10 protein-coding genes are annotated in these 12756 nt (G+C 47.8%); 4 read left to right on the plus strand and 6 right to left on the minus strand.

All coding sequences use genetic code 11. The features are described 5' to 3' along the window. Window positions 1-130: 130 nt before the first annotated feature. Entirely contained in the window at window positions 131-1051 is a 921-nt protein-coding gene (locus tag BW958_RS06445) for a WYL domain-containing protein (RefSeq protein WP_076574918.1), read from the minus strand. A 584-nt stretch (window positions 1052-1635) separates the two neighbouring features. Here BW958_RS06445 and BW958_RS20280 point away from each other — a divergent pair. From BW958_RS20280 to BW958_RS06460, 4 genes are all read left to right on the plus strand, one after another. After that, the gene (locus tag BW958_RS20280) at window positions 1636-2415 is read left to right on the plus strand and encodes a hypothetical protein (protein WP_143233030.1); all 780 of its coding nucleotides are present in this window, start codon (window positions 1636-1638) and stop codon (window positions 2413-2415) included. 92 nt (window positions 2416-2507) lie between these two features. Beyond that, the gene (locus BW958_RS06450; protein WP_076574919.1) at window positions 2508-2864 is read left to right on the plus strand and encodes a hypothetical protein; all 357 of its coding nucleotides are present in this window, start codon (window positions 2508-2510) and stop codon (window positions 2862-2864) included. A 207-nt stretch (window positions 2865-3071) separates the two neighbouring features. After that, complete coding sequence (locus tag BW958_RS06455) at window positions 3072-3671, plus strand: Eco29kI family restriction endonuclease (protein ID WP_076574920.1); 600 nt, start codon at window positions 3072-3074, stop codon at window positions 3669-3671. 2 nt (window positions 3672-3673) lie between these two features. Beyond that, window positions 3674-4795 (plus strand): DNA cytosine methyltransferase, encoded by a 1122-nt coding sequence (locus BW958_RS06460; protein WP_076574921.1) that lies wholly within the window; start codon window positions 3674-3676, stop codon window positions 4793-4795. Window positions 4796-5391: 596 nt separating this feature from the next. On the opposite strand, the gene BW958_RS06465 is transcribed toward BW958_RS06460, so the two are convergent. The 5 genes from BW958_RS06465 to BW958_RS06490 form a co-directional block, all read right to left on the minus strand. Continuing rightward, window positions 5392-5793, minus strand: a complete 402-nt coding sequence (locus BW958_RS06465; protein ID WP_076574922.1) for a hypothetical protein — start codon at window positions 5791-5793, stop codon at window positions 5392-5394. After that, a complete protein-coding gene (locus BW958_RS06470; protein ID WP_076574923.1) occupies window positions 5786-8467 on the minus strand; it encodes a DNA polymerase type-B family protein in 2682 nt (893 codons plus the stop codon). The genes BW958_RS06465 and BW958_RS06470 overlap by 8 nt, the downstream gene beginning before the upstream one ends. Window positions 8468-10271: 1804 nt before the next feature. Beyond that, the gene (locus BW958_RS06480) at window positions 10272-10985 is read right to left on the minus strand and encodes a hypothetical protein (protein WP_143233031.1); all 714 of its coding nucleotides are present in this window, start codon (window positions 10983-10985) and stop codon (window positions 10272-10274) included. Beyond that, on the minus strand, window positions 10985-11629 hold the full coding sequence (locus BW958_RS20165) for a TM2 domain-containing protein (protein WP_083687252.1): 645 nt from the start codon (window positions 11627-11629) through the stop codon (window positions 10985-10987). The genes BW958_RS06480 and BW958_RS20165 overlap by 1 nt, the downstream gene beginning before the upstream one ends. 92 nt (window positions 11630-11721) lie before the next feature. Further along, entirely contained in the window at window positions 11722-12603 is an 882-nt protein-coding gene (locus BW958_RS06490) for a helix-turn-helix transcriptional regulator (RefSeq protein ID WP_076574925.1), read from the minus strand. Between the last annotated feature and the right edge of the window lie 153 nt (window positions 12604-12756).

Below are 12756 nucleotides of genomic sequence, written 5' to 3' on the forward strand. Positions count from 1 at the left end.
GTACCGCTTCAAATCAGCCAAAAGCATCCAATCTGGTTGCTCACTTCAACTGAAGCTAAGCTCACTTATTATTATGTATACCTATTTATTACCAGATTGAATATACCCTCCTGTTTACAAGAGTATTAAGTCATGAGCCAAACTTAATAGATTTCATCAATTCATCCCCCAAACCCATCTGTTTTAATGCAATTAAATTCGAAAGTTTGAAATAAAATATATTTTTATCACCATTCTCTACATCAATACGCCAATTAACCCTAGCGAAATATATTAGCGCGGCCCTACAGACAACTATCTTACGCCCATGCTCCAATCCAAACTCTCTTGTAAGCTGCTGAACGTTTTCAGGATCCGCCACAACCAACTCAAGTGGAACTAATGTATGCCATTGAGTATCTTTTTCCAGATACCCGCCGACCTTTGGAAACTGAAGGTTAGAGCCTAACGCACACGGTGTGCTTTTTATTCTTGAGAGTTTGAAGTTTTTAAACCTAGCTGCACCTTGGTCAAAAGCTCGCACATACCAACTCTGTCTATCCACAAACAACGCAATAGGAAATAACACCCGTTTATCCGTGTTAGCACTATTATGAGATTCGTACTCACATTCGACCCCATACTGCCCTTTCATTGCTCTAGTAACAGCAGCAACCTGCTCATCGTTAAGGGCTCCAGGCGCCAAACGGGGGTCAATGGTCTCAACTGGTAGACTTGGTACCCCAGGCTCTAACCTGCTCCTACAAAACCCATTCTTTATAAAATCAAGCGCCGTATGAGCATCAATATTAACCAATGGCACATATGTTTCAGGAGTTATGATCGTTCGCTTCGTTGCGTGATCTAAGCGAGAGTTTGCAGGCCTCAACTCTCTGTAAAGTCGCATGTCATTTGAAGCCGCAGCCTGACCAATGCTGAATTCCTCGATGATATCCTGACGTGAAACCTCACCTAAGTACATGATTTTATAATCAATAAATGCAAGTCGCTCAGCCTGTGACAAAGAGCGGTCTTCCACAAGGGAACGAAAGGAACTCACATTTGATGTCATTTCAACCTCCACATGGATACACAAAATGTATTGTGTTGATCTCCATTTTGTCCCGTGATAGTCTCGTATGTGTATGGTATGGCAATATCATTAAAAAGCCAAGTGCACTGGAAGGTAAAGAAGGGGGAAAGTGATACAGCACAGGTAAGTCAGAACGACACAAATGTGATTGAGCCCTGTTTGACGGGGCAAAAAAATAGCCGCATCGCGCCAACGATAACGGCTATTTAGCAGGGCAGTTACACACCCACGTAAGAAGCAATAGGTGTGTAGGGATTCATATTGGAGGTCTCCCCCCAGGGTATAACTTGTTGTTCAAACACAATTTTGTACTCTTCGTGCCTTGATGTCCAGAGATTCCTCCCTAACAAATCCAACTAAATGGAGGGGGTCAGCTATGAACAACGATAAATCGGTTCATGTTTGTGCCTATGTACGTCGTCGCCAGGGTCGCTTGGAGTACGTCTGTTCACATTGGCGATCATTGCCTCATTGAGGTTAGGCGTATAACTGAGGAGCATTGATGATGGACCATTCATCATCAATGCTCATTTGGAAAACACTTTATTTAACAGTGAGTAAATATGGACGTTCTAATTAGTGCATTCAACGACCCTATATTCCAAAGCATGGTAATAGGCCCCATAATGGGGATTGTATTTGGAGCTATTTTTTCAGGTCTAACTGAAAAACCCCAAAACACAACCCCCGTAACAGTCGTGCAGACTAAAAACATTTACGTAACCCACGTAAAGTCAAGTTCCACCAATACCCAATCTGATGAAGGATTAGGGATGCTATTCCTATTGGGATTTGGTTTTATAGTTTGGAAATACGCAATATATGTAAATCAGATTCATTATTACATGTCCTTCGCATTGCTGTTCGCAATAACGTTTTCTATGACTTCTATACTAATGGCATTTTTGAAGGGGCAGATAACATCGAGGGATTGGATTTTTCATCTGATATCCCCATCTGTACTTCTTTGTGGATGTTTATATTTATTTAATCTAGCACATTCTAGTTTCGACCCGGAGATATCAAAGCTTGCCAGTGAATATTCGCTATGGAGTTTTTATTTCAAAGCATTAAGTGATTACGGACGCTACTTTGTTTTAATGCATGTTTTAGGTGTGGGCATTTTATTTGTTGTCGTACTATTTATATTCTTATCCCAATTACATATTATATCTTTAATGAACCAGAGATCTTATGGGATTATGCAGCCTCTTTGGTTGAAACTGACAGGGCTCACATATTCATTTTCAGGAAAAGGATGGCTCATATTTTCACTAGTACTGCTGGCAATATCGTATACATTAATAAATCCTAACTATGCAGCAACATGGTTATCAACATAGCCACTTAAAAGAATTTTTTATCACAGCGCATTACATATATATTAGTAGAGTGCGCTGCCCCCCTTCAAACCGTTCCACTATAAGGATAAAAAATGAAGATAACAGCATTAACATTACTCATCCTGCAAATAAACAGCCTGATTGACTCAGGTAAATATAACGACATCACAATCGATGAAGTACACCAAGCCATTGAATCAAAAAGGCTTTTGAGATTTATAAAAGAAAGATGTGGCTCTGATATAGATTTGAGCATTCATCTTGAAAGCACAGCCTATGGTGACTTTGAAAATTACTATGAAGAGAAAATATATCAAATTTATGGTGGTTATGCTGGAAGTGAACGACGTAAGTGGGGGGTGGAAAGACTAGGTCTATGCCTTGTCCTAGCTTGGACTAATGAGATAATTCAATGGGGAGATGACTTAGAATTCCCTAATCGCCATTAGCCATCCCCGGCACGTTAGTTTTTTTAATCTTATGGGAAATTACGGAAATATAAACCTTGCCCGTTTATCAAAAATAAATGTTTAAGAACGGTATCATATAAAGTTAATTTCAATTAAATAACAAAGGTGCGTGTAACTCTCTACTAATTTGATTAAGATTAGAGGTTGCTGTAGAATGGTCCGAAACATTAACTGGATCGGACCATTATGGCACAAAATAACCATGAAATGGAAATAAACCAGCAGTTTATAAACGATATTTTGTCCAATGCTGAAACTTCCATTTTAAACAATGTAAAGTATCCCCTAACTGATTTAAATAAATTCGAGGGAAATGGCATATACGCTATTTTTTTAACAGCACCTCAAGGAAGTATATATGAAGGATATGTATCTGCCGACAGACCCATTTATATAGGAAAAGCAGTGGTCGATGGATCACGGCAAGGAAATGTCAGTAACAATTCAGATAAAGATTTTAAGATTTACTCAAGATTAAGAGAACATCGCCGAAGTATTGAGCTAGGTGCAGGTATAAATACCAGTATGTTTAAGTACACATACATTACACTAAGTGGTATTGCAACAAATTTAAACGCTGCCATAGAGTCACATTTAATTCGTACTTTTAAACCGCTATGGAATTCAAAGATAGATGGATTTGGAAATCATGCACCCGGAAGTGGTCGATATGAACAATCTCCATCTGAATGGGATACTCTACATCCAGGAAGGGCCTTTGCAGCTAAGCTGACAGGAGCCAAACCAGATATATCCATTATTATCGATAAAATAAAACGTGGTTAACAATGAAGAGCGTTGAATTATTTTCTGGCTGTGGAGGTCTGGCGACAGGTCTACACTTTGCTGGGTTTGAACCTTTAGCTGTTGTGGAAAAGGATAAGGATGCCTTTAAAACTATTATATCAAATTCAATAGGGCAACGATGCAAGATAAAATATCATGGAGACATTAGCAACTTTAATTACAGCGATATCACTGACGTCATTGACCTCGTTTCGGGGGGCCCCCCATGCCAGCCATTTTCATTGGGAGGAAAGCATAAGGCCCACGAAGATTCTCGGGATATGTTTCCAGAGGCAGCAAGAGCCATTCGAGAGCTAAAGCCAAAGGCCTTTATCTTTGAAAATGTGAAAGGACTTTTAAGGGGGAGCTTTGCCAGCTACTTCGACTATATAATTAAAAAATTAACATACCCATCTATTCCAAGAGAAAACTTTGAAACATGGGAAGACCACGCGTTAGCATTGCATCAATTTATAGAACGCAATCCTCACTCAGAGGAGTATATTGTCAAATATAAATTATTAAATGCAGCGGACTATGGTGTCCCTCAAAAAAGAGAACGAGTTTTTATCGTTGGCTTTAGAGCTGACTTAAATATCTCATGGGATTTTCCATCGAAAACCCATTCAAAAGACGCGCTTTCCATTAATAAATGCAACGGTACATATTGGCAAAAGCACAATATAGAATGTGATGTAAAAAATCCACAATTTGATATTTCTGATTTTCCTATAAAACCGTGGATTACGGTACGTGATGCTATAGGTGATCTACCCAAACCATACGTCACTGAAGATCCGAGCAATGCATTTTCGGGCCACATATTTAAAGATGGAGCTCGCATTTATGCGGGTCATACAGGTAGCGATATTGATGAACCCTCCAAAACCATAAAAGCTGGAGCCCACGGGGTTCCCGGAGGAGAAAATATGATTCGTTACGAAGATCAATCTGTTAGATACTTCACTGTCAGAGAGGCAGCAAGGATTCAAACATTCCCAGATGACTTTATCTTTCATGGTGCATGGGGAGAAGCAATGCGTCAAATTGGTAATGCGGTGCCTGTAAAACTCGCCGAAGCAATAGGTACATCGGTTTATAGCGCTCTTAAAAAAGCAATATAAATCAAAGGCAAGAGAATTCACAGCTTTCAACGTCAGGGATGATGGAGCCAACCCATCCAGCCCCACCTTGAGCTAACCGGTCCAGCTTAAACCAATCCCCAAGAAGGTTGCCAAAAGAAATCTGTCACAATAGCAAAGCCAGCATTCGCAGCATCGTTTAACACCACAGGAAGTAGCCGAAAAGGCAAAAGGAAAGCACAAGCTAGGGAAGGAATGCGCTCTCGGGTAATGGGAGTCTCGCATTCCTGCCCCAACGGGCCTAGCACACCGAACCATAACACATTGATATACATAACCATTCTTGATGGTGATACGGCACATTTATCTGAAAGTGCGTAAAAATCAGGTAGCTTGCAAACTGTAACCGTTCACCGAGAGCATCATTGACAATGAGGCGCTCATGCCTCCCTTAGCTGAAACAGCTGGCATTTGGGATTCTAAAGCATCCCAATAGAATATTCTGTTGGGAAAAGCTCCTTGAGCACACCGCGTTTCATCCGTCAACCAAGTCCCGGTGAACAGTTACTGCAAACTGACTCGCTAGAAAAAAAACGCCGCAGCCATGGGCTGCAGCGTTGTCATATGACACCAATTAATTAATCATCCCAGGGCCGTTGCTCATCAGCCATCGTCTCCAACCGAAAATCCTCGTTATCAGCCTCTATCTGCTGCTTTCGATCTTCAACTGCATCGGCAAGTGCATCCAGTCGGGACCCCCTTGGCGCAGCTCTTAGCCTATCTGGCACAGCAACCCCAAAATGCCGCCCAATCAACTCAAAAACCCTGTCGAGAAACTGATTACGCCCCCAGTCAGGAGTCTGCGCAATCAGGGACAATAGTTGACGCTCGAACTGGGGTGTTTGAGCCAAGCTAGGCATATACTGTTTTATCAAGTAGGGGAGCTCGCGACTCCCGTACTTGGGTTTACGAGCCTTCATGACAGAGCTAAGAGAATGGGCCTCCGCAAGAATTTGGCGGCCATACAGGTGTTCATTCATGCGACATCTCCATAGTATTCAAACGACTTTTAACCTCAGCCAACCGCTCGGGCTTAAACAGAGGCTCAAGAGGGTAGCCAGGGAGCTGACGTAGCAGCAGTGCTAGCACCCGCAGTACCTCGCCAGTAACAGGCACGACATTCACCGGCAGTGCGGCCCGCTTGCTGTTCTTGCAGGTGTCTACCGTCACAGGCAGACCCACCGACGTCAGCAACGCCGAAATCTCGCCGTAAGTCATCGTGTGGTCGAACCAAGCCTTCTGCACCAGTGAGCGGGTCAGAATGCGGGTCAAGATGCCCAGCGAGCCATCCTCGCGAGCCCGCATCTTGGAACCTTGCAGAGCCAGCGCAGATTCGTAGTAATCCTCCCAACTAGCCCAGTCCTCGAAGGTCTTGAGGCAGTTGCCCTCTCGCCAACCCTCGAAACGGGCACGGCAATGATCAGCCATGCCAGCATCGTCCCAAGGCACTGTATCGCAAGCAATATGCGACCCACCGGCCACTTCTACTATCTGGGGATTAACCAACTGCCTTTTCTGGTCGAACTCGTAGGACAGCCTGCTCTGCTTCTTTATTTCGATTAGGTCGCTTTCCGTTAGCCACTGCTCCCGAAGCGAGATCAGGTGACTGGCGTCGATCTTCTGTCCCGGCTCACGTTCAAGGTAGAGCCTCAGGATCCATGCGTTCTGCTCCTCCGTCGTTCCCGCACACTTAACGCCAGCTTTAGCTAGCACAGGGGGAGTATCACCAATGACAGCGGTACACTGCCCCCGTGTCTTGATCGAGACAATCTGCTTGGCATGATGTTTCAGTTCCAGCATCGGCACGGATTCACCACTCTCATCACCATGCAACCGCTGACACAGTGCCTGATAACGACGACACAGAGGCCCAGACTGATCAAGCTCCTCCAACAGGGCATCAGTGAGGAAACCATCGGTAGTGACCGATACCACCGTGCGATGTGAGGGGATCCGGTGAAGAAGCTCACCGCACACTGCACGGATCAGGCCCGTTGTATGAGCCGCCATGTATGGATTGGTCACAGCCGAGGGCCCAATCTTCTTGCCCAAACCGGTAGTAGTATCGAACGCTGTCTTATTGCTAAGCCCCTGGGCCAGCTTCCCGTAGAGCGAGTTACCGATTTCTTTGATCATTATTTCTTCGAGGCTCTTTTTGAGATATTTCCGTCGTAACTGCTGGATCAGCCGCGTGAAATCCTCAAACAAGGGCTGACTCCCTGTAACCCATGGCACAATGACTCCGTGTTTGATATCGATTGTGGCCCCCATGGAGAGAGCCAACTCGATTTCTGGCGCGGTGACAAATGCCAAGCCCGTGAGAGGAAAGCGCAGTCCATATTGCTCAGATCTGACAGGTAAACAAGGGAAGCGAGTGCCCATTGGGAAAGCGAACTCGACATAGGCAAAGCCCATGACGTGGCCGATAAAATCTTGCGGGTCAGAGCTCGTATACATGTTGGCGTAGTCAGGCACTAACAGGTCACAGAGCCCCGTGGTGTAAGCACCTTTTAAGTCCCAGTCATACCAATCCCCTATCGGGGTAGGTCCCATCATGAATGACTCATTCCTGCCCCCGTGGTAGCAACGGATGGCAAGATCTTCATATAGACCACGAGCAGGAGAAGGCCGTGTCACACTCTTGGTCGTGACTTTACCTGTACCGGCATTCCACCGCTCCAACTTGGCGTTCTCAAGCCCGAAGGCTGTCATGTAGTCGATATTGGCGCCTTCGAGTTGTCGCCGAAATACAGAAACGCCGACAGCCCCCAAAGACCTAGGAAGCTTCGGCAAACCGAACTGCCCACTGAGAAAATCGCGTACTTTCTGGGCATATTTCAAAGCAATCTCAGCATCCCGCTGAGCATACTGTTCAAACGCCTCTTTGTTACCAGCCAACAGCTCATCCATGCGCTCAATACTGTAGCCATCAGGGATTTCTACCTTGGACAAACCGAGCATTGCGCCCAGCGCTGACAGCGGCGATTTGTTAGGTGATAGAAACAATGTGTCAACAAATTGAATGATCGATTTCTGGGACTTACGATTGCGATCGAGCAGAGTGATGGGCTTTAGCGGCGCACGGCGCTTACGTTCAGCAGTTTCGTCGATGCCATAACCGCTATCGGTAATAATTTGTCCGACTACGCTCCCACCCTGACCATCCAAGCGAGTCTTCATGTGCCAGAAGTCTTTGAACGTACTTAGGTCGGCACGCAGGAAGTGAGCAACAACGACTACCGTGCGAGGCCACTTTTTGATCAAGCCAGCAGCACGGCAATCCTCAACTACTCGCGCAATGAACTTTTCAAAGGAGAGGCGCTTGCCCCTATCAGGGTAATAAACTCTGCCAAGCGTCTCGCCAAGATGGGTGATCACAAAGGCTTGGTAAGAAAGCAGTACATTACGTCCATTCTCCAGTACCCATTCGGCATCAATACCTATCCAAAGGTCCTCACCATCAGCGAAACCCAAAGGTTCTAGGGGTATATCTAGGTGACGACGGGGTGTTTTATTGAAGAAATCATCAAGTGCTGGTGGGGCTATTAGCTCACTGATATCTAGCACAGATAGCATGGGGAAGGGCTCCCCACGCTCGCTTGGATAGTCGAAGGAAGGTCCAGTTAAAAATGACAAATCAGGTTCGAGCTCCATTACGAGTCCTCCATTTATGAGCAAAAAAAAAGGCCGTATCCCTTAAACGGGGATACGGCCCAGTGATACTGATCAGCTACTAGGCGAGTAGCTTCGCGACTACCTCATCTCGCATATGCTTCGCAGCGTCATTGTCCGGTTCTTGTAACCAAACAAGCTTTTCACCCTTAGTGTTCAAGAGCATCACCCCGTGATCGGGGTAGTGAGCACATGAGCCGATAAGGGCTAGCAGAACTACGTCTCCAGTGGCGAATTTGTGGTATTTTTTGTTGCTCATACGAATCTCTCCAACATGTTTGAATTTCAGACTGCGGCTCTATGAGGCTGTCCAAGATGAATTAAGGAGTAAGTCGCGTTCCGCGCTTGGGTGCAAAGTGCTCCTTATAGATTTGTTGGCAAATCGGGGGCATTAAGTTTTTATCTGCTAAATCCACTGGAAAACTTCGGCAACACGAAACAGGACCATTGGGCCGCAGTTAACAAACTGAAGGATGAAAATGCCCGGTATGAACGGCAATCTGGGGATAGGCCCCCCCTACTTATATATAGGTCCCCCCCCCAACCCTGAGAGTCCCCCCACATTTGGCACTCGGCCTCAATGTCGGCAACCGCATAGCATGAATAATGAAAGGAAACTAATAAGGACGGGGTCTGGATCACCCAGGTATCACTTCACGGGCAAAATTCCAGCGCAAACTCCAACCCCACGCGCACTACTCAAACTGGGGAAGCCGCGCCTGATAAGAACTGCTGCCATGGTGTAGTAATGCTGCTGGGGATGGTGCAGATCCACCGCACCGTCCCTATCATGAGCGACTGATGGATCTTGGAGGATGCGCGAGCGGGATGTTCAAACCTCAGATAACCATCTTGACACTCACTGTGGCATCAACTGATGTCCAATCGGCGAGCAAACACTCCAGATAACCGCATGGGCAACATGGCAGGGGATGGAGAGCGCTTCGATGGGCGTGTGATCCGCTCTCCATCCCCAACGACGTTATTACCCCGCTCTACCATCCCTTGATATGCTTGGCTTTCTGAGTTTTCACCTTGCGCGTATTCCTAAATTTGCGCCGACAAATTGCCCCCTGACTAGCCTCCCATCTTCACCGCTCTAATAACGATGCCCATGGCCGTGTTGGCACTGATAAAGGCAGCCGTCCGCCGCTGCGAAAATTCAAGTAATGAGTGCAACTCGCAATCCCTCTGCTGATGATTTCCTTGACCCACCCGAGATGCGCAAGGTTACGAACGGTGCTGAAAAATGGCGGCTAAATTGCGCGAAAATCCGAAAACGCGCCGATGTGAATTTCGGGAGACCATGCGGGGTATGGGCCCGTGGGGTGGTGTATTATGCCCGTTGGGGATGAGGGTGAGCCCCACCCGCCCTCATCTGGGGCTCTGCCCCCCCTGATCCGGCTGCAGGGTGGAAAATGTGGAGCAGATGGAATGAGAAACTTCTTCTATCCAGCTTTCTCTATGAGCGTTGTCCGCTGGCTTCTCTGGTGGCTAGGCTGTCTTGGTCTCTTACTTGGTTTTTCCTCGGCGTCTCTGAGTCGAGCTTGTCTTGTTGGCTAGAGTGGGGGACACTCCCTCCGGGCTGCTTGTTATAAATATGTTTGGCCTACAGAGCCCATATTTTCTGTCTAACCCTTGTCATCGTCTGGCGGTGCGGCGGGCCTCAGGTCGTTACCCCATGCTAGAGACGCTGTTTCATGCGCATTGGTGCCGCGCATCCCACGTAACTGCAGCCCTATGCCGTCAGAAAAAAGTAAGGCGGGATTGCTCCCGCCTGATCTTCTTACTGAGCCACATACAGCTCTACACCGCACTTTGTATCTCTTGGGTCTCTCGGCTCCTTCTGGCAGGTCTTGCCCTGGCCCTTCTCATCGAGCTCGAAAATCCGCTTGGCCTCGACTCGATAGACCCCGTACTGCGTCTTGAGCGGGTTAGTGAATGGCCCTTCAAAATCAATGCTGCATTCCGAGCCGCAACTCTCCACAACAGTATGCCCGTTGCTCTGGATCGTGATGAACTCAGCTGTACCGCTACCGCCCGAGAAGTTGAAACGCCGTTTCCCTACAAATGGTAAATCTGCGCGGGCTTGGGTCTTCTCGGTCACCCCTTTGGGTTGTTGACTCTGCGCTGCCTCACACATCTTTTCCAGCAGGGCATCTATCATGACATCCGGCTGTGGCTGGCCGTTTATCTCCAATGCTTCCACGCTGAACTCTTCACCTTGAACCCACATCTGGAGCAGGCCCCGGACAGGTCTATCCCCATAGATGAATGTACCGCTCACGTTGACCAGTTTGCGCCCATCAGTGGCTTTACCTGCTGACCACTCGGGATCTTTGAAGAAGCTATCGGCCTGCTGTTCCAAGGTCACTCCTGGACAGCTTTCCAGTTCTCCCCCTTTCACGGTCAGTTCGTCCCATTTACTGAGCAATCCGGCTTGAGCTGTAGAGGCCATCAGCAGTGAAACGCTGGCTGCCAAAGCAATTTTCTTCATCATCACCATACCCATTGGAATGCCCTTACTGCTTGATAGTTGTAGCGTTTATCGAACTCTTCCTGGGACAGACAAAGCACCTTGATGAACTCAATAAGTGACAGTAAAACAGGGATCCCCGTTGTGCAGGCCGCCAGATAGATCAGGCCCCAGCCCCAGTTACCAGTGTAGAACTTGTGAAGACCAAACCCGCCGCCGAAGAAAACCAGCAGCGCCATTAAGACCTTCCGCTTGCCTCTATGCTGAACCGAGCCTCCCGCTGGCGCTAATTGAGTGGAAGCAGGAACCGACGCCTGCTCACGGATAGGCCACGCGGCTACATCGATAGGTGAGGGAAGCACCTCAGCGATCGCTTTGGCCTTCTTCTTGGCTGTGCCCCATGTGTCGATCGCATCAACGAAGGAGCCTGTCAGCGATAGCTCAACAATCCCTTCTTCCGGCGAGCTGAAATGCACGGTCACGCGCAACCCGAATGGATTGATACCGTACTTCCAGGATGCCTCCAGCACACCCTTAGCTCGGTCAGCACTCTTGATGGTGCCGCCCTCTGCTTGCAAATGCGCGGCAACATGTTCAAAGACAGCCTCATAATCGTCATGACTGCGTAAAACGAGGTCGGATATCGTCGTTATCGTGGGAGATCCCATAGTTTCACTCCTTGTTGATTGAGATGCAGATAATGGTGATGGGCCCCGACAAGTGGTGTCGGGAGATAAAATAAGTAGTGTGAAAATGGGACTCACATCCTGTTGAGCAAGGCTTTGAGATCGCGCTTGACCAACGCTTGGAGGCCCGCAGGGCTGATCACTTCAAGGTGTGGAAGATACGTTTTGATAACGGGCAGCAGCTGGGCGCCGTCGAATACCCTGCTTGCCAGCAAGATGCTGCCATCCTCCAGCTCTCTGATCAGTGCCTGCTCGGGTAGGATGTTTCGGAGCTTGAATTCATGCGCAATGGGTGAGGCTGCCTTGATCACGACCTCATGCGTAGGCGGCGCCTCTTGCTCGATCAAGCTATTAAGCTGCCGTTGCAGCGCCTCATCGATGATGGCTGGTGAATCCATTTGCTGGAGGCTGGCGATCTTCGACAGGGGTTCGATAAATGGCGTACCTGCCCTCGCCCCCGCCAAGAGCCAACGACCTCGTTTATTGACCAGAATATACGGCTCAACCTCTTGCTCTGCTGGCTCACCACACCATGACAGACGAATAATTCGCTGTTGGCTTATCGCCTTGGCGAGTGGTTTTAGCCATTGGCGGTGCCCATCGTCCTCATCGAGTTGAAAACCCGTTAGCACGAACACAGGCGACGACGTTGGGTTGAGCCAGAGCTTTATCAGGGTGTCGTGATCATCTGGGAATAACGCTTTAGCTCCGAGCTGTTCACATAATCTCAAGATGGCTGATGTCGTGGCTCTACCCAGATAACTCGGGTCGAGCCAATAGGTTTGTCCTTCACGCTCCAGTGGCAAGTACGCCAATCGACGATTCAGGTCCCGCTGAATCGTCCGCGCCGAGACATTGAACTCGTCGGCCAGTTCAGAGATCACCAGACGTTGCCCGCTATTGAGCTTGGTGAGGATCACGCCAAGGCGTTGGGCTAGGGTGTCGTGTTCTGCCATCCAAGGAAGCATCGTTGTCAAAGGTATCCAAGTGTCCCGCAGGTGCCCGACAGGGCGTGTCGACTTGGATTTTCACGACAGAGGGGAGCTTGGGTAAGCAGAGTTGGTATAACTGCAGGTGCTCTGGTATCTGAAAATGTGTCCGTTAATGGA

It is taken from the genome of Aeromonas sp. RU39B, from assembly GCF_900156095.1.
Lineage (GTDB): Bacteria > Pseudomonadota > Gammaproteobacteria > Enterobacterales > Aeromonadaceae > Aeromonas.